Source organism: Dietzia sp. IBK-p2-16D, from assembly GCF_057773085.1.
Genome location: NZ_JBYMTL010000001.1, coordinates 61715 through 82242, shown reverse-complemented (window position 1 = coordinate 82242; position 20528 = coordinate 61715). Strand labels below are relative to the sequence as shown.

24 protein-coding genes are annotated in these 20528 nt (G+C 70.2%); 12 read left to right on the top strand and 12 right to left on the bottom strand.

Annotated elements, in window-relative coordinates; translation table 11 throughout:
- Window positions 1-62 precede the first annotated feature (62 nt).
- On the top strand, window positions 63-530 hold the full coding sequence (locus AC3DE3_RS00410) for a GNAT family N-acetyltransferase (RefSeq protein WP_260489113.1): 468 nt from the start codon (window positions 63-65) through the stop codon (window positions 528-530).
- Here AC3DE3_RS00410 and AC3DE3_RS00405 read toward each other — a convergent pair.
- Entirely contained in the window at window positions 520-1287 is a 768-nt protein-coding gene (locus tag AC3DE3_RS00405) for a thioesterase family protein (protein ID WP_260487457.1), read from the bottom strand. The genes AC3DE3_RS00410 and AC3DE3_RS00405 overlap by 11 nt on opposite strands.
- Before the next feature lie 65 nt (window positions 1288-1352).
- On the opposite strand from AC3DE3_RS00405, the gene AC3DE3_RS00400 reads away from it, so the two are divergent.
- Window positions 1353-1832: a MaoC family dehydratase gene (locus AC3DE3_RS00400; protein ID WP_260487456.1), complete on the top strand. Its 480-nt coding sequence runs from the start codon at window positions 1353-1355 to the stop codon at window positions 1830-1832.
- Between the two features lie 48 nt (window positions 1833-1880).
- On the opposite strand, the gene AC3DE3_RS00395 is transcribed toward AC3DE3_RS00400, so the two are convergent.
- Together AC3DE3_RS00395 and AC3DE3_RS00390 are read right to left on the bottom strand one after the other, a co-directional pair.
- Window positions 1881-2360, bottom strand: a complete 480-nt coding sequence (locus AC3DE3_RS00395) for a nitroreductase family deazaflavin-dependent oxidoreductase (protein WP_260487455.1) — start codon at window positions 2358-2360, stop codon at window positions 1881-1883.
- A gap of 10 nt (window positions 2361-2370) precedes the next feature.
- A complete protein-coding gene (locus AC3DE3_RS00390) occupies window positions 2371-3711 on the bottom strand; it encodes a class I SAM-dependent methyltransferase (RefSeq protein WP_260487454.1) in 1341 nt (446 codons plus the stop codon).
- 228 nt (window positions 3712-3939) lie between these two features.
- On the opposite strand from AC3DE3_RS00390, the gene AC3DE3_RS00385 reads away from it, so the two are divergent.
- On the top strand, window positions 3940-5391 hold the full coding sequence (locus tag AC3DE3_RS00385) for an NAD(P)/FAD-dependent oxidoreductase (RefSeq protein WP_488368615.1): 1452 nt from the start codon (window positions 3940-3942) through the stop codon (window positions 5389-5391).
- Between the two features lie 98 nt (window positions 5392-5489).
- Here the strand turns inward: AC3DE3_RS00385 and AC3DE3_RS00380 are convergent, their stop codons facing one another.
- Window positions 5490-5906 (bottom strand): PaaI family thioesterase, encoded by a 417-nt coding sequence (locus AC3DE3_RS00380; RefSeq protein ID WP_260487452.1) that lies wholly within the window; start codon window positions 5904-5906, stop codon window positions 5490-5492.
- Between the two features lie 89 nt (window positions 5907-5995).
- Window positions 5996-6760: a hypothetical protein gene (locus AC3DE3_RS00375; protein WP_260487451.1), complete on the bottom strand. Its 765-nt coding sequence runs from the start codon at window positions 6758-6760 to the stop codon at window positions 5996-5998.
- A gap of 300 nt (window positions 6761-7060) precedes the next feature.
- Here AC3DE3_RS00375 and gndA point away from each other — a divergent pair, with 300 nt between their 5' ends.
- From gndA to AC3DE3_RS00360, 3 genes are all read left to right on the top strand, one after another.
- The gene (gene gndA, locus AC3DE3_RS00370) at window positions 7061-8533 is read left to right on the top strand and encodes an NADP-dependent phosphogluconate dehydrogenase (RefSeq protein ID WP_488368614.1); all 1473 of its coding nucleotides are present in this window, start codon (window positions 7061-7063) and stop codon (window positions 8531-8533) included.
- A 71-nt stretch (window positions 8534-8604) separates the two neighbouring features.
- A complete protein-coding gene (locus AC3DE3_RS00365) occupies window positions 8605-9861 on the top strand; it encodes a DEAD/DEAH box helicase (RefSeq protein WP_260487449.1) in 1257 nt (418 codons plus the stop codon).
- The gene (locus AC3DE3_RS00360) at window positions 9858-10802 is read left to right on the top strand and encodes a hypothetical protein (protein ID WP_488368613.1); all 945 of its coding nucleotides are present in this window, start codon (window positions 9858-9860) and stop codon (window positions 10800-10802) included. The genes AC3DE3_RS00365 and AC3DE3_RS00360 overlap by 4 nt, the downstream gene beginning before the upstream one ends.
- 7 nt (window positions 10803-10809) lie before the next feature.
- Here AC3DE3_RS00360 and AC3DE3_RS00355 read toward each other — a convergent pair whose 3' ends face one another.
- Window positions 10810-11745: a hydrogen peroxide-inducible genes activator gene (locus AC3DE3_RS00355; protein WP_260487447.1), complete on the bottom strand. Its 936-nt coding sequence runs from the start codon at window positions 11743-11745 to the stop codon at window positions 10810-10812.
- Window positions 11746-11897: 152 nt separating this feature from the next.
- On the opposite strand from AC3DE3_RS00355, the gene AC3DE3_RS00350 reads away from it, so the two are divergent.
- The 3 genes from AC3DE3_RS00350 (at window position 11898) to AC3DE3_RS00340 (ending at window position 14152) form a co-directional block, all read left to right on the top strand.
- Window positions 11898-12494 (top strand): peroxiredoxin, encoded by a 597-nt coding sequence (locus AC3DE3_RS00350; protein ID WP_260487446.1) that lies wholly within the window; start codon window positions 11898-11900, stop codon window positions 12492-12494.
- Complete coding sequence (gene ahpD, locus AC3DE3_RS00345; RefSeq protein WP_488368612.1) at window positions 12491-13015, top strand: alkylhydroperoxidase, AhpD family; 525 nt, start codon at window positions 12491-12493, stop codon at window positions 13013-13015. The genes AC3DE3_RS00350 and ahpD overlap by 4 nt, the downstream gene beginning before the upstream one ends.
- A 177-nt stretch (window positions 13016-13192) precedes the next feature.
- The gene (locus AC3DE3_RS00340; RefSeq protein WP_488368611.1) at window positions 13193-14152 is read left to right on the top strand and encodes a DUF2189 domain-containing protein; all 960 of its coding nucleotides are present in this window, start codon (window positions 13193-13195) and stop codon (window positions 14150-14152) included.
- Between the two features lie 90 nt (window positions 14153-14242).
- Here AC3DE3_RS00340 and AC3DE3_RS00335 read toward each other — a convergent pair whose 3' ends face one another.
- The 4 genes from AC3DE3_RS00335 to dut form a co-directional block, all read right to left on the bottom strand.
- Entirely contained in the window at window positions 14243-14884 is a 642-nt protein-coding gene (locus AC3DE3_RS00335) for a DUF3159 domain-containing protein (RefSeq protein WP_260489112.1), read from the bottom strand.
- A 79-nt stretch (window positions 14885-14963) separates the two neighbouring features.
- Entirely contained in the window at window positions 14964-15425 is a 462-nt protein-coding gene (locus AC3DE3_RS00330; RefSeq protein WP_488368610.1) for an OB-fold nucleic acid binding domain-containing protein, read from the bottom strand.
- A complete protein-coding gene (locus AC3DE3_RS00325) occupies window positions 15403-16263 on the bottom strand; it encodes a DUF3710 domain-containing protein (protein WP_488368609.1) in 861 nt (286 codons plus the stop codon). Before AC3DE3_RS00325 ends, AC3DE3_RS00330 begins: the two co-directional genes overlap by 23 nt.
- A gap of 80 nt (window positions 16264-16343) precedes the next feature.
- On the bottom strand, window positions 16344-16823 hold the full coding sequence (gene dut, locus AC3DE3_RS00320) for a dUTP diphosphatase (RefSeq protein ID WP_260487441.1): 480 nt from the start codon (window positions 16821-16823) through the stop codon (window positions 16344-16346).
- A gap of 54 nt (window positions 16824-16877) precedes the next feature.
- Between dut and AC3DE3_RS00315 the strand changes: the two genes are divergently transcribed.
- Window positions 16878-17384: a DUF3093 domain-containing protein gene (locus AC3DE3_RS00315; protein ID WP_260487440.1), complete on the top strand. Its 507-nt coding sequence runs from the start codon at window positions 16878-16880 to the stop codon at window positions 17382-17384.
- 34 nt (window positions 17385-17418) lie between these two features.
- Here the strand turns inward: AC3DE3_RS00315 and AC3DE3_RS00310 are convergent, their stop codons facing one another.
- Window positions 17419-17721: a DUF4193 domain-containing protein gene (locus tag AC3DE3_RS00310; RefSeq protein WP_067715850.1), complete on the bottom strand. Its 303-nt coding sequence runs from the start codon at window positions 17719-17721 to the stop codon at window positions 17419-17421.
- 203 nt (window positions 17722-17924) lie between these two features.
- On the opposite strand from AC3DE3_RS00310, the gene cei reads away from it, so the two are divergent.
- Window positions 17925-18563, top strand: a complete 639-nt coding sequence (gene cei, locus AC3DE3_RS00305; protein ID WP_488368608.1) for an envelope integrity protein Cei — start codon at window positions 17925-17927, stop codon at window positions 18561-18563.
- Here the strand turns inward: cei and AC3DE3_RS00300 are convergent.
- The gene (locus AC3DE3_RS00300) at window positions 18553-19428 is read right to left on the bottom strand and encodes an inositol monophosphatase family protein (RefSeq protein WP_488368607.1); all 876 of its coding nucleotides are present in this window, start codon (window positions 19426-19428) and stop codon (window positions 18553-18555) included. The two genes, cei and AC3DE3_RS00300, sit on opposite strands and share 11 nt — an antisense overlap.
- A 170-nt stretch (window positions 19429-19598) precedes the next feature.
- Here AC3DE3_RS00300 and ppgK point away from each other — a divergent pair, with 170 nt between their 5' ends.
- Entirely contained in the window at window positions 19599-20444 is an 846-nt protein-coding gene (ppgK, locus tag AC3DE3_RS00295) for a polyphosphate--glucose phosphotransferase (protein WP_260487437.1), read from the top strand.
- The last annotated feature ends 84 nt before the right edge of the window (window positions 20445-20528 follow it).

The following is a 20528-nucleotide window of genomic DNA, read 5'->3' as shown; positions in this document are numbered from 1 at the left end:
TCGTCGAGGGGAACCCGGCGCCCGAGGCCGAGGCCCCGGCTCGGCGCGCCGAGCCGTCGGAGATCCGCGTGGCCACCCCTGCGGACGCGGGTTCACTAGGCCAGCTGCTCCACGACTTCAACACCGAGTTCGACGCGCGCACCCCGGACGGCCCCGGCGCCGCCGCGCGGTTCGAGCACCTGCTGGCCCGCGAGGACGTCCTCGCGCTCATCGCCCGGGTCGACTCCGACGCCGGTGCGGACATCGGGTTCGCGTTCCTCACCCTGCGCCCGACGCCGCTCTGGGACGGGCCGCTCGCGCAGCTCGAGGAGCTCTATGTCCGTCAGGACCTCCGCGGGGGCGGCGTCGGATCGGCGCTGCTGGCCCGCGCCGTCGGCGAGGTCCGCTCCCGCGGCTCCGAGGAGTTGCTCATCAACGTCGACGCCGACGACGTGGACGTCCGGCGGTTCTACGAACGCCACGGCTTTTCCGACCTCGACCCCGACAGCGGTTCCGGGATGCGGTGCTACCTCCGGCAACTCAGGGTCTGACGGTGAGCGACTGGGCGACGGTCCCCACCGGCCCGGCCTCGTCGTGGATCACGCTCGACGTCAGTCCCAACCCACCGGGCCCGAAGGTGACTCGCGTGTCGAACCCGAGCCACTCCCCTGCCGGCGGGCGGACCAGGTGCGCGGTGAGATCGATGTTGGGGAAGTGGACGTCGGTGGGATCGGCCCGGATCGCCATACCGTTGGCGATGTCGAACAGTCCGGCCATCCGCGCCAGGCCACCGATCTCCTCGCCGGCGAGAAGCGGGATCCCGGTGCGGACCCAGTACCGCGACCGGCCGGGGCCGTCGCTGATCCGGCGCACCTCGGCCGAGGCGAGGTATCCCCCGCGCCAGATGGTGGTGGGGTCCCACGGCTCCATCTGGTCGGGTGGCGGGATCGGATCGAATCCGTCGCCGGCGATCGCGCGGGTGTCGCGGGGCTGCTGCAACCATGCCCGCAGGCGGATCCCGGCCCGATCCCCGTGCCCGTAGGTGACCTCCACCAGCTCGATCGTGCGCCCCGGTCGGATGACCTCCACCCGCACGTCGACTACGTCCATCGGCACCACGCCCAGCAGCTCGTAGGACAGGCGGGACACCACCATGGGATCGTCCCGGCGAGCCGCCAGATCGAGCTCCACGGCGTGGACCAACAGACCGAGCGCCGGGCCGATGTGCTGGGTCGACTCATCCCAGGCTCCGCTCACGTGTCCGGTCGGGCGGAAGCGACCCGGTCCGAGGCGCTCGAAGTACGCCATCTCCGTCCTCCAGTCGGTGAGTGGTGATTAACTGAGAAGCGTACACACCAGCGCTGGGAGAGACGATGCAGGACGAGACGTTCGACGAGTTCACGGCCCCGATCGACGACAGGTACCTCGAGGACTACACCGAGGGCGCGCGATACCGGTTCGGCGAGGAGACGGTCGACGCCGAGGAGATCATGGACTTCGCCCGCCGGTACGACCCGCAAAGCATCCACACCGATCCCGAGGCAGCGGCCTCCGGACCGTTCGGCGGGCTCATCGCCAGCGGCTGGCAGACGGCCGCGCTGATGATGCGTCTGTTCGCCGACAATTACCTCACGAGCGTGGCGAGCCTGGCCTCCCCCGGCATCGACGAGTTGAGGTGGGTGCGCCCGCTGCGGCCGGGCGATCGCCTCACCCTGGTGTGCGAGACCACCGGGGTGCGTCCCTCGCGGACCAAGCCGGACCGCGGTGTCCTCACGACCGACGTCACCCTGATCAATCAGGACGGGGACCCGGTCCTCACCGCCACCGCGATGAACATGGTCGCCCGACGCTGAGGCCGGGCCGCCCGGTGACGCGCTGCCGCGACGCGGCGCGCTCGCCGGCTACAAGCGGGGCGTGAGGTGGAAGACGGGCAGTTCGCGAGTGGTGCGGCGGGCGTAGATCTCGTAGTTCGGCCACACCCGAGCGGCCGCGGACCATGCCGAGGCCCGTTCGTCACCGGCCAGTTCCTGCACGTCCACGACCAGGCGCGCCCCGTAGACCGAGACAGCGACCTCGCCTTCCCCGGCGGCCCGCAGATTGTGGACCCACGCCGGGGTCTTCTGCCCGCCCCAGTTCGACCCGACGATGACCAGTCCGTTCCCCCAGGAGGCGCACAGGAGCGGTGTGCTGCGCAGCGCGCCGCTCCTGCGACCCGCCACGTGCAGGGTGAGCGTCGGCAGGCCCGCCACCCGGAGGAGCGGGACCCGACCCCGGGTGACCCGGTCGAGCCACCGGTCCACCGTGACGACCAGATGGGAGTTCTCCCGGGTGGCGTCCTGTCGGCCGAACCACACGGCGATCGGGGTGAGGATGTTGCCCATGGGACGAACCCTATGTCGTGGGCCCCTGGTCGCGTCGCCCGACCGCCTCACCCGCTGACGCGAGTACCTGAACCGACTCGATCCACCCACTCCGGAGGCCCGCCTCCGCCGCCGCGAGATGGAACGACCACATCCGCCGGTAGACCGCGTCGAAGCCCAGCGCGGCGGCGTCGCGGCCGCGGTGGGCGAACGTCTCCGACCACAGGCGGACGGTCTCCGCGTGATGAGCGGTCAGCTCCACCCGTCCCCGGAGAGCCAGCCGGGGCGCGCGGTCGACCATCTCGACCAGCTCCGTCCACGCCACGGGGGGCCCGGCCTCGGACACGTACCGGGATCCCCACGCGGCCAGCTCCACGACGGCGGGGGTGGGCCGCCCCGGTGACACCGTCGTCTGGACGGCCACTCGGCCGTTCGGCCCGAGAAGCCTGTCGGCGACGGCGATCACCGCGGCGTGCCCGGCCGGACCGGCCGTGACACCAGGGTCCACCGCGACGACCGAGTCGACGGCACCAGAGACCTCCGACGGCGCACCGAGGAAGAGGGAGATCTCGTCATCCAGACCTGCGGCGGCGAACCGCGACCCGAGGGCCGACAGTCTCTCCGTCGACGACGTCATCGTTCGCACGTGGGCCCCACGCTCGGCAGCCCGCATCGGTAGCTCGCCCCATCCCGGTGTGGCCACCAGTGCGCGGGTCCCCTCCCCGACCCCGGCGAGGGTCAACAGGGTGTCCGCCGACCGACGCTGGGCATCGCCGAGATCGGTGCGTCGCGGGGGCGCCGCGGGCGCCTCCAGGTGGACGACATCGGTGCCGTCGTCCAGACGCGCACGGGTCCGCGCGCCGGACGCGAACACCGCCGCCGAAGTCGACATCGTCTCGTCCGTGTACAGGGAGGTCAGCGCGCCCGGGACCGAGTCCTCCAGCTCCACCCCGACGCCCCCTCCGCGGCGCCTGCCCCCGCCGACCGGGCCGCGTCCGTCACGGCCGTACGCGCGCTCACCCGGGTGCGCGCAGTCGGCGTTGCCCGCGATCCACGGGGCCAGCACCGCGATGGCAGCGCAGAGGTCCGGCGTCGCCCAGTCGCCCGCCATGAACGACTCACCGAGCCCGAGCACGCCGGCGTCCGCCAGTCGGGCCCAGAAGGCCTCCGGTTCGCGCAGGACCACGCGAACCGGGGCGTCGTACTCGCCGGCCGCCGAGGAGTCGGGATAATCGATCCGGATCCCGAGCTCGCGCGCCGATCGCCGAAGGGCCTGCGCGATGAGCACCGCCGGCTGTCCCCCCGATCCGGATGGCGGGGCGAGCGCGGGCCAGCGCTCGAGGTCGACGGTCTGCGGTTCGACTCTGACCACCCTGTCCCTCCCTGTCGGGCTCACGTCACGTGGACGGTACCGTCGCCCGCGCGTCCGCCCGGTCAGGCGCGGCGGGGGGCCACGCACCCGCGTGTGGACCGCCTACCTGTGCACGGGGTCAGGCGGAGCACTATCCTGGGAACTCGTGCCCGGCGTCATCCCGCGCGGGCCCCAGACCGACGAGGCCACCGAGCCCCCCATCCGAGATCAGCCTCATCAGGAGCCGCCATGACCGAGCCCGCAACCGACCAGGTCACAGCCACCGCACCGGCCGGCCGCCGGCACCGCGTCGCCATCATCGGCTCCGGCTTCGGCGGGCTGTTCGCCGCCCAGCAACTCGCCAAGGCGGACGTCGACGTGACCCTGGTGGCCAGGACCGGCCACCACCTGTTCCAGCCGCTCCTGTACCAGGTGGCCACAGGCATCCTCTCCGTGGGCGAGATCGCCCCGCCGACTCGGCTTATCCTCCGCGACCAGAAGAACGCCACCGTCGTCCTCGGCGACGTCGACAAGATCGACGTGGCGGGGAAGAAGATCCACGCCTCGGCCGGCCACATCGACTTCGATCTGGAGTACGACAGCCTGATCGTCGCCGCCGGCGCGAACCAGTCCTACTTCGGCAACGACCACTTCGAGCGGTGGGCGCCGGGGATGAAGACCGTCGACGACGCGCTCGAGCTGCGCAGCCGCATCCTCGGCTGCTTCGAACAGGCCGAGGTCATCGACGACGAGGAGGAGCGCCGCCGACTGCTGACCTTCATCATCGTCGGTGCCGGACCCACCGGCGTCGAGATGGCGGGGCAGGTCGCAGAGCTGGCCCAGCACACTCTGAAAGACAGCTTCCGTCGCATCGATCCGGCCTCCGCGCGGGTCATCCTCCTCGATGCCGCCCCGGCGGTGCTGCCGCCCTTCGGCAACAACCTCGGCAACGCGGCCCGCGCCCGTCTGGAGAAGATGGGCGTCGAGATCCAGCTCAACGCGATGGTGACGAACGTCGACTACCAGGGCATCGAGGTCAAGGACCCGGACGGCTCGGTCCGCCGGATCGACGCCTCGTGCAAGATCTGGTCCGCCGGCGTCCAGGCGAGCCCCCTCGGCAAACAGCTCGCGGATCAGACGGATGCGGAGATCGACCGGGCCGGACGCGTGCTGGTCAACAAGGATCTCTCCCTGCCCGGCCACCCCGAGATCTTCGTCGTGGGCGACATGATGAGTCTCGACGGTCTACCCGGCGTCGCTCAGGTCGCCATCCAGGGCGGCAAGTACGCGGCCAAGCAGATCGTCGCCGAGGTGGAGAAGGGACGGACGCCGGCCGAGCGGAAGCCCTTCAAGTACTTCGACAAGGGCTCCATGGCCACGGTGTCGCGCTACAGCGCGGTCGTGAAGATGGGCCCGGTCGAGATCTCGGGCTTCATCGCCTGGGTCATGTGGCTGGTCGTGCACCTCGCGTACCTGATCGGTTTCAAGAACCGGATCACCACCATGTTCTCCTGGGGGATGCACATGGGTGGCGACCAGCGGTCGCAGCTGACCTCCACCAAGCAATGGGTCTACGCGCGCCAGGCCATCGAGCGGGTGGCCGCTGACGAGGCCGCTGCGCTCCGGTCCTCCGAGCAGTCCCGGGTCGAGCCGCAGGAAGAGCCGCAGGAATCAGCGCGGGCCGCCTCGACGGCCGACTGACCGGACCACACGGCAACGCACCCGGCGGGGATCGCTAGAACCCGCCACATCCCCGCCCGGTGCGTTGGTCGTCCGGGTCGACGACTTCTGCCGGTCGGCTACTGCAGGTTGGCGAGCCGGACCTGTCCGACTGCTGCGGTCCGCCCCCGGTCGTCCTCGATCTCCACCCGCCAGAGCTGCTGGGAGCGCCCGCGGTGGACGGGAGTGCCCGTCGCTGTGAGCGTGCCCTCCGTGACCGCCCGCAGGAAGTCGGTCGAGTTGTTGACACCGACCACCTTGCCCTCGCCGCCGAGCCACACCGCGCCCGCGACACTCGCGACCTCCTCCGCGATCGCGCAGTACACGCCACCGTGAACGATCCCGTAGGGCTGGTGCAGGTGCGGACCCACCGTCACCGTGACGACCACCTTGTCGGGTGTCACCTCGGTGTACTCCATTCCGACACCGCCCCCGAACCCGGTCCCGGAATGGGCACGGATCATGTCGATGAATTCACTGCGAGCCGCGTCGGACATCCGACCTCTTTCCCCGGCCCGGCGTGTCCGGGCGTCCGGGACGGAACGTTACCCGCGGAGACGAGAGCCCGCGGCACGTCCGTGGACGCTCAGCGCACCGACCGCCAACCCCGGTCCCGTACGGGGATCGGACCGGCGCCGGGGGTGCGCGGGAGTCGGCTTCGCCGGCGGACGGCCAGTCCCGAGTCGTGCAGCGCCTGCAGGACCATCTGTCCCCGCCGGTACCCGGTCTCCTGGCTGGTGTCCGCGAACGTGGGGACGATCGTCGCGGCACCCAGGACGCACTCGCCCGCCATCGACCACAACGTCTCGACGCTGCAGTTGCTCACCTCGGCCAGCCCCTCGAACACCGACGTCAGCGTCGAACGCGACCGGCACGCGAGCCACTGCGCCAACGCCTGCTCGCAGGGCAGGACCATCGTTCCCGGCGAACCCGCGACGGGGTCCTCGGGCAGCACCCGCAGGGTGGTGTCGCGCACCCCCGCCCAGTCGAGGCCGCCCTCGATGTCGGTTCTCACCGACATGTTCTCGGCACCGGTGTCCCACACCCGGCCGATGGTGACGAAACTGGCCACCGCTCTGCCGAGAACACCGTGGGTGAAGGCCTCGGCGACCAGGTAGGTCGAGAACCGGATATCACCGGACTCCGCGAAATGGTTCCGGAACATGAGCTCGACCCGCCCGCTGTCGACGGCCTGCTCGAGCGGCACCCACCGTCGACGCGACTGTGTCCCCAGATCGGCGATCGAGTAGAACTTCGGATAGCCGGCGCGGAAGCCGCCGAGCACCTCGACCGTGTCGTCGAACACAGTGCGTGTCCCCACCATCTGCGTGCGCAGCGTTGAGCCGGTCATGTCTGGTCTTTCCCCCTAGTCGATTCCCCGTGCACGGCCGGCCCGTCCCCATCGCGGAGCGGATCACCACCGCGATCCGACCCCCCGTCTCGCAGTGAACCAGGTCACCCGGCCGGTATTAAGTGTTACAACACACGCCTGTCCGTTACCAAGAAATTTCGGCCGGTTCGCCCAATCGGTGCACTCAGTGCACGCCTGACCTGTCAGCAAAAACACAGGAGCCGTTCAGCCCTCCCCGGCGCGGAAACACCCATCACCGCAGGTCCAACCAGCCCGGGGCCGTCGACTACGCTGAACCCCATGAGTACTGAACGTGAAGGCGCGACGCCCACCTCCGACACCGCAGGATCCGCCGATATCGGAGTGACCGGTCTCGCCGTCATGGGCTCGAACATCGCCCGTAATTTCGCCCGCCGCGGTTACACGGTCGCCGTACACAACCGGTCCGCGGGCAAGACGGACGCCCTGCTCGACGAGCACGGTGCCGAGGGCGACTTCATCCGGACCGAGTCGATCGCCGAGTTCGCAGCCGCGCTCCGATCGCCCCGGCGTGCCCTCGTGATGGTGCAGGCGGGCGCGCCCACCGACGCCGTGATCGACGCCCTCGCCGACGCCTTCGACGAGGGCGACATCATCATCGATGGTGGCAACTCCCTCTACACCGACACCATCAGACGCGAGAAGGCCATGGCCGCACGCGGGATCCGGTTCATCGGCGCGGGGATCTCCGGTGGAGAGGAGGGGGCCCTGGAGGGCCCCTCCATCATGCCGGGCGGCCCGGCTTCCAGCTACGAGGTCGTCGGCCCGATGCTCGAGGACATCTCGGCCAAGGTCGACGGGGTCCCCTGCTGCACCCATGTCGGCGAGGACGGCTCGGGCCACTTCGTCAAGATGGTGCACAACGGAATCGAATACTCGGACATGCAGCTCATCGGCGAGGCCTACCACCTGCTGCGCGGCGTGGCCGGGATCGAACCGGCCGCCATGGCCGAGACGTTCCGGGAGTGGAACACGGGTGAGCTCGACTCCTATCTCATCGAGATCACCGCCGAGGTCCTCGCGCAGGTGGACGCCGAGACCGGGGCACCGCTGGTGGACGTCATCGTGGACCGCGCGGGGCAGAAGGGCACCGGCCGCTGGACGGTCAAGTCCGCTCTCGACCTGGGCGTGCCGGTGACGGGTATCGCCGAGGCCGTGTTCGCGCGCGCCCTCTCGAGCTCGGTGCCCCAGCGTGAAGCCGGCCGGGCACTGCCCTCCGGCGCCGTGTCGACCCCCGCCGAGACCGGCCCGGACTTCGTCGAGGACGTACGCAGGGCGCTCTACGCCTCCAAGGTCATCGCTTATGCCCAGGGTTTCGATCAGATCACCGCTGCCAACGCGGAGCACGGTTGGGACGTCGCGCGAGGCGATCTCGCCACCATCTGGCGGGGCGGTTGCATCATCCGCGCCACCTTCCTCGACCGCATCCGCGAGGCGTACGCGGAGAACGGCGATCTGCCCACGCTCCTCGCCGCCCCGTACTTCGCGGAGGCCCTGGCGGACTGCGTCGACAGCTGGCGCCGGGTCGTGACGACCGCGGTCGCCGCCGGGATCCCCGCTCCCGGCTTCTCCGCTGCCCTCGCCTACTACGACGGGCTCCGGACCGAGCGTCTGCCGGCCGCGCTCATCCAGGGTCAGCGCGACTTCTTCGGCGCGCACACCTACCTGCGGACCGATCGTGAAGGCAGTTTCCACACGCTCTGGAGCGGCGACCGTTCCGAGGTGCGGGCCTGACCGGCCCGCGGCCCGGCGAGCTGGGCCGCCTACTCGAGCAACTGGGAGTAGCGGTCCCGATCCGCCATGCGGTGACGGCCCTGGTCCCGGGTGCGCCGACCCCGATCCAGGCCGCCGCGCTCGCGGATGCCGTCGGCGGTGGGAATCTACTGGCCGTCGCCCCCACGGGGTCGGGAAAGACCCTCGTGTTCGCCGTCGCGGTCACCCACCGCCTCGCCGGATCGCCGAGTCGGACCGGCCGTCCCCGAGCCCTGGTCGTGGCCCCCACCCGCGAACTCGCCGAGCAGAATGCCGAGGTCCTCGCCGAGGTGGGGGCGGGCGCCGGACTGAAGGTCGCCACCTTCGTCGGGGGCCAGCCCCTCACCAGGGACCGTCGCGCACTCATCGCCCCGGTCGACGTGGCCGTCGGCACCCCCGGGCGTCTCGCCGACCTGGTCCGCGCCGCAGCACTCGCACTGGACGACGTCGACCTGGTGGTCCTCGACGAAGCCGATCAACTCCTCGGTCCGTCCTTCGCCGAGCAGACCGGCTCGCTCCTCTCCGACTGCCCCGACGCGGGGCTCGTGGCGACCACCGCCACCGCCGACGAGGACATCGAGGCGCTTCTCGCCCGGCGCTGCCCGGACCTGCGGGTCCACCGCGTGGAGCATTCCCCGGTCCCGTCGTCGGCCACCACCCGGGATGACACCGCGGGAGCCGGGGCGCCTCGTCGACTCGTGGTGCTCTCCAGCCCCGACCCCAACGGACTGGCGGTGCGCCTGGCCGCCCGGTGCAACCGGGGCCTGTTCTTCGTCCCACGGCGAGACGCCGTGGAGCCCCTGCGGGCGGCCGTCGCCGACATCGGTGTCAGCGCCGCAGGGGTCGCGGGGTCCGCGTCCCCCACCCGCCGGGCCGGCGCGTTCGCCGATCTCGCGTCCGGTGCGGTCAGGGTGCTGGTGAGTACCGACCTCGCGGGACGGGGCCTCGACATCGACGGCATCGGGCATGTCGTCCACGTCGGACCGCCGCACTCGATGGACGATCTCGTCCACCGTTCGGGGCGGACCGGGCGAGGTGACGCCCGCGCCGGGGTCGTCGCCGCCGTGCTCAGGCCCTCCGAGGTGGACAGGGTCGCGGACCAGGCGCGTTCGGTCGGTATGTCCGTCGAGATCGTCGACGCCACCCGGCCCGACTCGGAGCAGGTCCTCGACGGACTGTTCGGCCCGGAGATCGTCCTGCCCCGGGTTCGCCGGGCGCCCGCGCCGTCGGAGCGGTCGCGCCGACCGTCGCAACCCCGCCGCCCGGCGCAGTCCCGCGTCCATCGCCCGAAACGAAAGAAGCGCTCGTGAAACACGACCGTCGGGGACCTGCTCCCGTGGTCGTTCCCGAGGAACTGTGGCGGCTGCGCGAGCAACGTCATCACGACCGGGTGGATCACCTCACGACCGATCATCTCGAGCGTCGTCGCAGGGGCGAGGCGCACCCGGTCGTCGACTTCCTCTTCACCTACTACCGCACCAGCGTCGCCACCGTCCGGCGGTGGCACCCGGGTCCCGGGTTCCTCCTGGAGAACGCCCATCTGGATGAACGGCGGGACTGGCGCCACTACCGCCGGGACAGCGTGGCCGGCCGGGACGGGCTCGTCGTCGACGCCGCCTCGGTCTGGCGACGCTGCGGGGCCCGGATCACCCGGGCACGAGACGTCGTCGCCGCCACCGCGGCCCGTCGGGGTGCCACCGGGTGCTTCGGGCTGCACGAGTGGGCGATGCTCTACCGGCCCGTCCGGGAGGACCTCCGACACAGCCGGGTTCCACTGCGACTACCCCCCGAGCGGATCGACGAGGTCGTCCGTGGGGCCCGGCTGCAGTGCACGCACTTCGACGCATTCCGCTTCTTCACCGAGGCCGCTGCCCCCCTCAACCGGGAACCGCTCACCCGGGACGATCAACTGCGCCTCGAGCAACCCGCCTGCCTCCACGCCGGAATGGACGTCTACGCGCACACCGCGGCCCTGGAGGCCGGGGCGCCGGGTGAGCTCCTCCTGGATTCCCTGTGCGCCGCCTTCGATGCCCGCGAGGTCGATATGCGTTCATCCCCCTATGACCTCTCCGCATGGGACCTGGCGCCGATTCCGGTGGAGACCAGCGAGGGTCGGGCCGAGTTCGTCGCGTTCCAGAAGCAGTGGATGGAACGCACCCAGGGCCTGAGGGCGAGGTTCCTCGCCGCTGTCGACACGGTGGAGAACCTGTCCACTTATGTGGACGATCGCGTGACCACAGACGCGAGGTGAGCGTTCGTCAGACCGGGGACGCGTCGAACTGGTCAGCCGCCACCTCGGCGACCACCCGTCCGAACTCCGCATAGGCCTCCGCACCCGCCGTGGCGGTTCGGAGAGCCAACCCGATCGTCCGACCCGGGACGGGCTCGGCGAACCTCGCCACCGCGATGCCCGGATCCCTGGTCTCGGGCCCCACGGCGGATTCGGGGACGATCGTCACCCCCAGCCCGCCTGCCACACAGCGGACCGCGGTGGTCAGCGAAGCCGCGCGGGACTCCCCACGGCCCAGTACGGGGGCGGAGACCCGCCGGCACAGCTCGACAGTCTGCTCTCGCAGGCAGTGTCCTTCGTCGAGCAGCAACAACGGCTGGTCGACGAGGATCTCCAGCGGCAGGCCGTCGCGCCCCGCGAACTCGTGATCCGCGGGAACGAGCAGCGCGAAGGGCTCGCTGTACAGCGGTGTCGCGGCCACGCCCACCGCGTCGGTGGGTACGGCCATGATCGCCAGATCGATCACGCCACTGCGGAGTCCGTCCAGGAGCCTCGCGGTCTGGTCCTCCACGACCCTCGGCCGCAGGTCGGGGAACCGCTCACCGAGCGCGGGGAGCAATCCCGGCAACAGGTAGGGAGCCACCGTGGGGATGACCCCGATCCGCAGCGTGCCGAACAACGGCCCATCGCTCCCTGCGGCCGCGTCCGCCACCGCGTCCATCGCGGTCACGGCGGCGCGGGCATACGGCAGGAGTCGCTGGCCGGCGGCGGTGACGAGGACCGAACGGGTGCTGCGTTCGACCAGGTGGAGACCGAGCCCGTCCTCCAGGGTCGCCAGAGCCTGGGACAGCGATGGCTGGCTCATGCCGAGCTCCTCCGCGGCGCTGCGGAAGTGCAGCCGCTCTGCGACGGCGAGGAACACCCGCAGCTGCATGAGACTCGGAACGAACCGCTGATCGGCCATGCCGAATAGTTTAGGCGCAGTAATAGTAGAAAGTCGACGATTATTCGTCCGATCCTATGAGTGATCTACCTCTCATCGGCTTTACCTCTCACGAATACTCCGGCATAGTCGGACTCGTCCGTCCGACACAGGCACATCCTCAGGAGGATCACATGGCTCTTCTCACCATCGGCGATCAGTTCCCCGACTTCGAACTCACCGCGCTCAAGGGCGGTGACCTGCAAGAGGTCAACGCCCAGCAGCCGGAGGACTACTTCGAGACCATCACCAACCAGTCCTACGAGGGCAAGTGGCGCGTGATCTTCTTCTACCCGAAGGACTTCACCTTCGTGTGCCCCACCGAGATCGCCGCGTTCGGCAAGCTCGACGAGGACTTCCAGGATCGCGACACCCAGATTCTCGGCGGCTCCATCGACAACGAGTTCGCCCACTTCAACTGGCGCGCGACCAACGACGAGCTCAAGACCGTGCCGTTCCCGCTGCTGTCGGATATCAAGCACGAGCTCATCCGCGCTCTCGGCGTGGAGAACGCGGACGGTGTCGCCGATCGCGCGACCTTCATCGTCGACCCGGACAACGTCATCCAGTTCGTCTCGGTCACCCCGGACGCGGTCGGCCGCAACGTCGACGAGGTCCTCCGCGTGCTCGACGCCCTCCAGTCGTCCGAGGTCTGCGCCTGCAACTGGCAGAAGAACGACCCCACCAAGAACATCAACAAGATGGACGTGCTGCAGGAGGGCATCAAGTGAGCGTCGAGAACCTGAAGTCCGGACTCCCCGAGTTCGCCAAGGATCTCAAGCTGAACCTCGGCTCGCTGGCGCGGTCGACCGAGCTGTCCGAACAGCAGCTCTGGGGGACGTTCGTAGCCACCGCCGCTGCCACCCGCTCGGCCACGGTCCTGTCCGAGATCGCGGACGAGGCTCGTCAGCACCTGTCGGATGAGGCGTTCAACGCCGCGCTCGGCGCCGCCTCGATCATGGCGATGAACAACGTCGCCTACCGCGCCAAGGAGTTCCTGGGCGATGACTACACCCAGGTGCGCATGGGCCTGCGGATGAACATCATCGCCAACCCGGGCGTGGAGAAGGCCGACTTCGAGCTCTGGTCGATGGCCGTGTCCACGATCAACGGCTGCGAGAACTGCACCGCCGCTCACGATGACGTCATCCGCAAGGAGGGCGTCACCAAGGAGCAGGCCTGGGAGGCGGTGAAGATCGCCGGCACCATCGCCGGCGTCGCACAGGCCGTCGAGATCGACGCCAACATCTGACCCCCACCGTCCCCGGTGACCACGGGCCCCGCTGACATGCCGTCAGCGGGGCCCTCGCGTCTCTCCCGATGCAGGCAGCCGGGCGAGTTGCCTCTCCCGCAAACCCCTCCCCGGTACTAGGTTCATTCATAGAGCCGGGGAATTCCTCCGCGGCGCACCTAGCGATCTGGAGATGTGATGACTACCGGTGGTACCCCGACAGGGGACGGCTTCCCGAACGATCCGTACAACGCCGGCTCAGGTCAGCCGGACCGGGGCCGGGGCTACGAGGACCGCGGCTACGGTTCCGCGCACGGTCAGGAGCCCTACCGCGGGCAGGGTTACGGTCAGGAGCCCTACCCCGGGCAGAGCTACGGAGACCAGGGATACGGGCAACAGGGTTACGGTCAGCAGGGCTACGGTCAGCAGGGTTTCGGCCAACCCGGTTACGGACAGCAGTCCTTCGGCGACCCCGCCTACGGCGGTGCGTACGGGCAGGGAGGTGCGGGCGGCGGCCCGGTCATGACGGGCAAGGTGTCCGCGACCGACGCCGTCAGCGCCGGGTGGCAGTTGTTCAAGAACAACCCGCTGCCGTGGGTTCTCATCACCCTGGCGAGCGTGGTGGTCGGCGGTATCGCGGGGCAGCTCGCGAACTCCGAGTCGGTTGCGGTGATGTTCCTGGCCCAGATCATCTCCTTCGTCGTCGGACTGCTGTTCCAGGCGTTCGTCCTGCGCGGCGCCCTGCTCGAGGTGGACGGGCACAAACCCGCTATCGGCGACTTCTTTAAGCTCCACAACTTCGGATGGTTCGTCGTCGCGGCGATCCTCGTCGGGATCGCCACGGTCGTCGGACTCATCGGCTTCATCATCGGCGCGTTCGTGGTGGCGTTCTTCCTGTACTGGACGCAGTACTTCGTCGTCGATCGCAACATGACCGCCACCGATGCGATCGTGTCGAGTTTCAACGCGATCAAGTCGGACGGGGGCAACCTGTTCACGCTCGCCGTCCTCAACGTCCTCATCCTCGTAGTGGGTGCGCTGGCCCTGTTCGTGGGTCTGTTCGTGGCGATCCCCGTCACCACGCTCGCCTCGGTCTACGCCTACCGGGCGATCACCGGGCCGAGCACCTTCTCCCGGACGGCGACCGCCGCGGTCTGACCCGGCGCTCGCCCGTGCCACCGCTCACGAGAACGGAGCCCCGACGACCTGCTGGTCGTCGGGGCTCCGTGTCGAGGCGGTGCGTGGGTCTCACGTCGTGGCGGTGCCGTCCTCGGGCTCGGATGCCGCCGGAGCCCCGCCGGCCGCATCGGCCCGGTCCGGGGCCTCCTTCTCGTACACGGACGCACGTCGGACCGCCCAGACGGTCCCAAGGAACGCGACGAGCGCCAACGGCCACCCCATTCCGATACGCGCGGCTCCCAACCAGGTGACCTCGTCGTTGAGATAGAGCGCGTACTGCAGGACGGCCCGGATCGCGAACAAACCGGCCCAGAACGACGTCGCGACCGTGTACCACCGACGCGCCGCCGGAATATGACGCCATGCCATCCCCCTGCCGTCGAGAAACCCCCAGATCACTCCGACGAGTGGCCAGCGGACGAGTGCGGAGACGGCGAACGCCGCGCCGTACACGGCCTGGGTGATGATCCCGTAGAGGAAGTACCCCTTGGCGTCCCCTGTCCGCCACGCGATGAAGACACAGATGGCCACACCGATGAATCCCGAGATCGCGGGCTGGGGATTCTCACGACGCCCCAGCGACCACGCGAGCATCGCCACGGCGACACCCATCGCACCCCACATGGCCGCGGTCAGACCCCAGACACCGTTGATGGGAACGAACGCCAGGATGGGGATCGACGAGTAGACCAGTCCGCGGATCCCGCCCATCTGCTCGACGAGGGACGCATCAGGGTCACCGAATGCAGACCGGCGACGGGACGCGCCCGTCGTCTGCGAGGTCACCGGCTCAGGCTCGGTCACGCGATTCCTCCACGGTGCTGCGGGGTTGTCCCTCGAGTAGCTCGTATCGCGGGTTGAACATGATCTTGTGCCCCTGTCGGAGGCCGACCCGGCCGGTGACACGGACGAACCGGCCGGTGTCGATCCCCGGAACGGTGCGACGACCGAGCCAACACACCTCGACGGCCCCGGTGCCGTCGAAGACCTCGGCGGTGAGACCGAGGAAGTCCTCTCCCCCGCACGTCAGAACGGTGCGGACGCGCCCGGTCAGGGTGGCGTGGTCTCCCCGTGACACGGTCGACACGTGCGCACACCCGGTACGGTGCACGCGCCCGGCGAGATCCGCCGCGTCCAGGATCTCCACCGGGTCGGTGAGCCTGGCCGTCAATTCTCTGAGTCCCCGGGGGAACGGCACGGTCAGACTCCTGCTCGCTGCGTTGGGGTCGTCACAGGTCGTCGTCCCCGCCACGGAGCCGGTCCATCGCGCTACCGTCCCTCCGTGGGGCCCTGGGGGCACTGTCCGGCGCGGGCCCCGCCGGCGCCGCGGGCTGCGACCCGGGGTTCTCCGCGGCCTGGGGGGCCTGGGGTTGCTGCGGCTGGTTCGGTGACTGACCGGTACGGCCGGGCTGACCCGCCGCCATCTGTTGCTGGTAGGCCTGTGCCTGTTGCTGCGCGGCGAGTTGTGACTGCGCCTGCGCCAGCGCCTGCTGGATCTCGTCCGGGATGGTCAGCGGGAGCTGCTCCCGGACCGGCATGGGCCCGTCCCCGCGGTTGATGAGCAGGTGCCGGAACACTTCACGCCCCTCGTCGGCAGCCTGGTCCGCGAGTTCGGGGGTCGCCATGATCCGCACCTCGGCGGTCCACCGGTTACCATCCACGCCGATCGCGCGGAAGACGGCACCCGGCATCACCGCCACCAGTTCGCGTCCCCACGGCCCGTCCTCCACGGAGACATCCGCGCCCTGCTGCTCGAGCTGCTCACGCATTCCCGTCACCATCGTCCGCCACTGGCCAGCGGATTTGGGCGCGGCGAACGCGCGCGGGATGACCCGAGAGACCTGTGTGACCACGTGGAACTCGGGCTGACCGTTGGGATCCAACGCGACGTTCAGGTCCCGCCCCTTGGGGACGCCGATGACCAGCGAACCGAGGTCGATGTGGCCGTATCCGAGCGCGGTGTAGTACCCGGGTACGTCACCGACGGACGAGCGGTCATGCGGCCCCGTCGTGGAGGGGGCCTGCGACTCCTGCTCGGCGGCCGTGGTGGCGTCGCGGGCCCCGGTCACCGGCTTCTTTCGTCCGAACATGGTGGAAATCCTCTCCCCGTGCGACCCGGCCCCGAACGGGACCGTCTCGGGTCGACGCTACCCAACGAGGTCGACGCCGGTCAGGGCAGGCGGTGATGCCCGCCGGTCGAGCCGTGGCCACCGTCTCCGCGGTCTGTCTCGTCGAGTTCGTCGACCTCGACGACGTCCCACAGTTCCACACGCTGGACCAGGAGCTGTGCGATGCGGTCACCTCGCCCGATACGAACCGGTTCGGTGGGATCCAGATTGATGAGGTTGACCTTGATCTCCCCCCGGTACCCGGCGTCGACGGTTCCCGGCGCGTTGACGATCGACAGACCCGCGCGCGCGGCCAGACCCGACCGTGGGTGGACCAGGCCGACATAGCCCGCGGGGATCGCCACGGCAATCCCGGTCCCCATCAATGCCCGTCGTCCGGGGGCCAGCTCGCAGTCGTGCGCGGCGTGGAGATCGACACCGGCATCCGTCGCATGGGCCCGGACCGGCAGGGGCACACCTCCGTCCAGGCGGCGTACCCGAAGTACTCCACCGGTCCCGTTGGACTCGTCCGGATTGTTCATGGCGCTCGCGCCCTCCTGCCGGGTCCGACCCGGTTGCTCGATAGTCTTGACGTCGTGACCGACGAAGATCTCCGCCCGCCGCCCGATCGCGCTCCGCGCCCGGTTCACTCGGAAACCCTCCGGGTCCCGGCATGGTGGTGGGTCGTCCTCGCCGTGATCACCGTCGTGGTGGTCGCCCAGGCGCTCGTCATCGGAGCGCGGTGGTGGCTGTGGCTGCTGGCCGTCGTGGTCCCCGTCCTGCTCGCCTGGCTGTTCATCTCCGTCGGCCGGGTGAAGATCGAGGTCGAGTCCGACGGCCAGGGAGGGGGGACCCTCTATGCGGGCAACGCCCGCCTGCCCTTCGACGCCATCGCCCGCAGCGCCGTCGTGCCCGCCACCGCCAAGCAGGCCGCGATGGGGCGGCAGCTCGACCCCGAGGCCTTCGTGGTCCACAGGGGATACATCCCCACGATGGTGATCGTCGTCCTCGACGACCCGATGGATCCCACCCCGTACTGGCTCATCAGCACGCGGGACCCCGAAGGCCTCGCAGCGGCGCTTCCGGACAACCACTACAGCTGACCGGCCGAGCCGCGGCGGAGTAGCCGGCGGTCGATCAGCCGGCGCAGTCCACGCAGATCGGCATCCCGTCCCGCTCCTCGGCGAAACGGCTGCGGTGATGCACCAGGAAGCACTCACCACAGGTGAACTCGTTGTCCTGCTCCGGCACGACACGCACCGTGAGCTCCTCGCCGGACAGGTCGGCGCCCGGCAGTTCGTAGGACTCGGCGGTGTCCGTCTCGTCGACGTCGACCTCGCCGGTCGCGCCCTCTGCCCGCCGGGCCTTCAGCTCCTCCAGCGAATCGCCGGTGAGCTCGTCGGCCTCGGTGCGGCGGGGGGCGTCGTAGTCGGTTGCCATGAGTCTCATTTCTGCGGGTCTGTGTGGGGGGCGCGCGGACCGGTCGTGTCGCGACCAGCGCACGCATAGTAACGGAATTAATCGGCATTTTCATCCGCCCTGACCGCCAGTGCGCCGACCGGGACGCCGGGCGGTCGACGTTTACAGTGGTGGTGCAGGGCCCGCCGGGGCTCTCGACCCGTTCACCTGCAGGAAGGGCCCCCATGGTCGTCCACCTCAGCACCCAGGCGACGCCGAGTCCGACCCCCGCGCGGGGGTTACACCGACTGCGCTCCGCCTACGTCCTGTTCGTGGTGGTGGTGCTGGCGGCGGGAGCACTCGTCTGGGCCCTCGCCCTCCGGGGAAGCGATGCCGCGACGCAGGCCGCGGCCTGCCCCCTGCCTCCCGCGGCAGAGGAGGCCGGGCTGAGTGACCAGCCCGCGGATGCGCTCGACGGCATCGAACCGGCCCTGCTGAACGAGACCCGGGTCCGCGTGCTCAACGCGAACGGACAGAGCGGTCAGGCCGGCGCCGTGGCCGCGCAACTCGCCGAGCGCGGATTCCAGCCCGCCGGCGACGACGCCATCGGGAACGATCCGGTGTACGGGCAGGCCCTCGAGTGCCACGGTCAGATCCGCTACGGCGACGCCGGGCAGGCGGCCGCACGATCACTGTCGCTCGCGGCGCCCTGCATGCAACTCGTGGCGGACGGCCGCGAGGACGACACCGTCGATCTGGCGCTGGGCACGATCTTCTCCCGACTGTCCGACTCGACGGCGGCTGTGGGGGCACTCGATGAACTCAAGGTCGGGCGTCAACCCATCTCGGCCGAACTCGACGCGGCGCGGACGGTCAGCTGCTGACCGCACCCGACAGGTCGCCGAGAACCGCGAGGAACTCCCCCGCCACGCCGGCCGCCGCGGCGGTCGTCGGCACCTCGATGTCGTCGGACACCGCCACCACCGCTCCGGCCTCGGCCGCGACGAGGGCCCCGGCCGCGTGGTCCCACGGCTTCAGACCCCGCTCGTAATAGGCGTCCAACCGGCCGCAGGCCACCATGCACAGGTCCAGCGCAGCCGACCCACACCTCCGGATGTCCCGCACCCGCGGCAGGAGCCCTGCGACCACGCGGCCCTGCTCTGCACGGATACCGGCGTCGTAGGCGAACCCGGTACCCACCAGGGCCAGCGACAGGTCGCCACACCCCGAGGACCGGAGCGCTCTCGTCGTACCGTCGGCCCCCCGCAGGGTGGCGCCGCGGCCGAGACCCGCCGACCACGTCTCACCGGTGACGATGTTGTGCACTGCACCCGCCACCACGACCCCGTCCACCTCAGCGGCCACCGAGACCGCCGTGAACGGGATGCCGTAGAGCAGATTCACGGTCCCGTCGACCGGGTCGACCACCCAACGAACCCCGTCGCCGTCGTGCGGACCGGCACCCTCACCGCCATCCTCGCCGCCCTCCTCCCCGAGGACGCCGTCACCCGGGCGGTAGGACCCGATCTCGTCCCGCAGATGGCTCTCCACCGAGGTGTCGATGACGGTCACCGGGTCGGTCGCAGAGCTCTTGGAGCGTGACCCCGGGCCGGAGGGGCCGAACTCCGCAAGCATCCGCCGGGCCACGTCGCCGCCGGACGTGGCGAACCGCTCCGCGAGCGCCCGCAACTCGTCGGTGAACTCCGTGCCCGTCCGGCCGGCAACCGCGTCTGTTCCCCGCCCCGTCATGTGAGCCTCCTCGTCGTCGTATCCCACGTCCGCTCCGGCGATGAACCCGCCCGGCGGTGCACCCGACGGATACCCTGGCGAGCGCACCACACCCATCGTGCCCCGGCGACCCGGGCACGACGGGCGACCCACGCCGTACCCGCCCACGGCCCACACCCTTGGAGCCCACCATGCCCGACCCCGTGCCCTCCGCGTCCGACCTCTCCCCGGACACCCCGACGGGCCTCGGTGTCGACGTGGGGGGTACCGGAATCAAGGTCGGACTCGTCGACCTCACTCGTGGCGACCTCATCGGCGACCGGCTCACGCGGGCCACCCCGCAGCCGGCGACGCCCGACGCCATCGCCGGGACCATCCGCGAGATGGTCGAGGAGTTCGACTGGACCGGACCGGTCGGGGTCGCGCTGCCGAGCGTCATCCACGAGGGCGTGGCGCGGATCGCGCACAACATCGACGGGTCGTGGATCGGCTGCGACGTGGTCGACCTCTTCGACCGCCATCTCCCCGGCCGCACCGTGCTCATGCTCAACGACGCCGACGCCGCCGGGCTGACCGAGGTGCACTACGGCGCCGGCGGGGGCGTCGACGGCCTGGTGATCCTGCTGACCTTCGGTACCGGCATCGGCTCCGCCCTCCTGCTCGACGGCCGGCTCCTGCCCAACTCCGAGTTCGGACACGTCATCGTGGAGGACATCGCCGGACGCGGCTTCGACGAGGCCGAGCACCTGGCCTCCGCCGCGGTCCGCGCCCGCGACGAGTTGAGCTTCGCCGACTGGGCCCCCCACGTGTCCAATGTCCTTCGCTCGATCGAGGACCTGCTGTGGCCCCGCGCCTTCGTCCTGGGCGGCGGCGTCAGTGAGGCCGCCGACGAGTGGTTCCCCCTGCTGGAGAACCGCACCCCGGTCCGGGCCGCGGTCCGGCTCAACGACGCCGGGATCATCGGCGCCGCCCTGTACGCCGCCGGCCATTCGGGAGTTCTCGACCTCGGCGGGGTCCTACCAGACGGCGGTGTCTGACCCGGACCAACCCCGCCGGATGCGACCCCCCGGCCGTAATCTCGTTACAATGGCCAATGCCGGGACCACGTGCCGGCCGGGGAC

Coding starts and splice junctions, on each gene's coding strand:
- dut (WP_260487441.1), bottom strand. CDS start 16,823: ATGAACAATCCGGACGAGTCCAACGGGACCGGTGGAGTACTTCGGGTA.
- AC3DE3_RS00325 (WP_488368609.1), bottom strand. CDS start 16,263: ATGTTCGGACGAAAGAAGCCGGTGACCGGGGCCCGCGACGCCACCACG.
- AC3DE3_RS00400 (WP_260487456.1), top strand. CDS start 1,353: ATGCAGGACGAGACGTTCGACGAGTTCACGGCCCCGATCGACGACAGG.
- AC3DE3_RS00395 (WP_260487455.1), bottom strand. CDS start 2,360: ATGGGCAACATCCTCACCCCGATCGCCGTGTGGTTCGGCCGACAGGAC.
- AC3DE3_RS00380 (WP_260487452.1), bottom strand. CDS start 5,906: ATGTCCGACGCGGCTCGCAGTGAATTCATCGACATGATCCGTGCCCAT.
- AC3DE3_RS00340 (WP_488368611.1), top strand. CDS start 13,193: ATGACTACCGGTGGTACCCCGACAGGGGACGGCTTCCCGAACGATCCG.
- AC3DE3_RS00355 (WP_260487447.1), bottom strand. CDS start 11,745: ATGGCCGATCAGCGGTTCGTTCCGAGTCTCATGCAGCTGCGGGTGTTC.
- AC3DE3_RS00300 (WP_488368607.1), bottom strand. CDS start 19,428: ATGACGGGGCGGGGAACAGACGCGGTTGCCGGCCGGACGGGCACGGAG.
- AC3DE3_RS00350 (WP_260487446.1), top strand. CDS start 11,898: ATGGCTCTTCTCACCATCGGCGATCAGTTCCCCGACTTCGAACTCACC.
- AC3DE3_RS00335 (WP_260489112.1), bottom strand. CDS start 14,884: ATGGGCGGGATCCGCGGACTGGTCTACTCGTCGATCCCCATCCTGGCG.
- cei (WP_488368608.1), top strand. CDS start 17,925: ATGGTCGTCCACCTCAGCACCCAGGCGACGCCGAGTCCGACCCCCGCG.
- AC3DE3_RS00385 (WP_488368615.1), top strand. CDS start 3,940: ATGACCGAGCCCGCAACCGACCAGGTCACAGCCACCGCACCGGCCGGC.
- AC3DE3_RS00375 (WP_260487451.1), bottom strand. CDS start 6,760: ATGACCGGCTCAACGCTGCGCACGCAGATGGTGGGGACACGCACTGTG.
- AC3DE3_RS00310 (WP_067715850.1), bottom strand. CDS start 17,721: ATGGCAACCGACTACGACGCCCCCCGCCGCACCGAGGCCGACGAGCTC.
- ppgK (WP_260487437.1), top strand. CDS start 19,599: ATGCCCGACCCCGTGCCCTCCGCGTCCGACCTCTCCCCGGACACCCCG.
- AC3DE3_RS00405 (WP_260487457.1), bottom strand. CDS start 1,287: ATGGCGTACTTCGAGCGCCTCGGACCGGGTCGCTTCCGCCCGACCGGA.
- gndA (WP_488368614.1), top strand. CDS start 7,061: ATGAGTACTGAACGTGAAGGCGCGACGCCCACCTCCGACACCGCAGGA.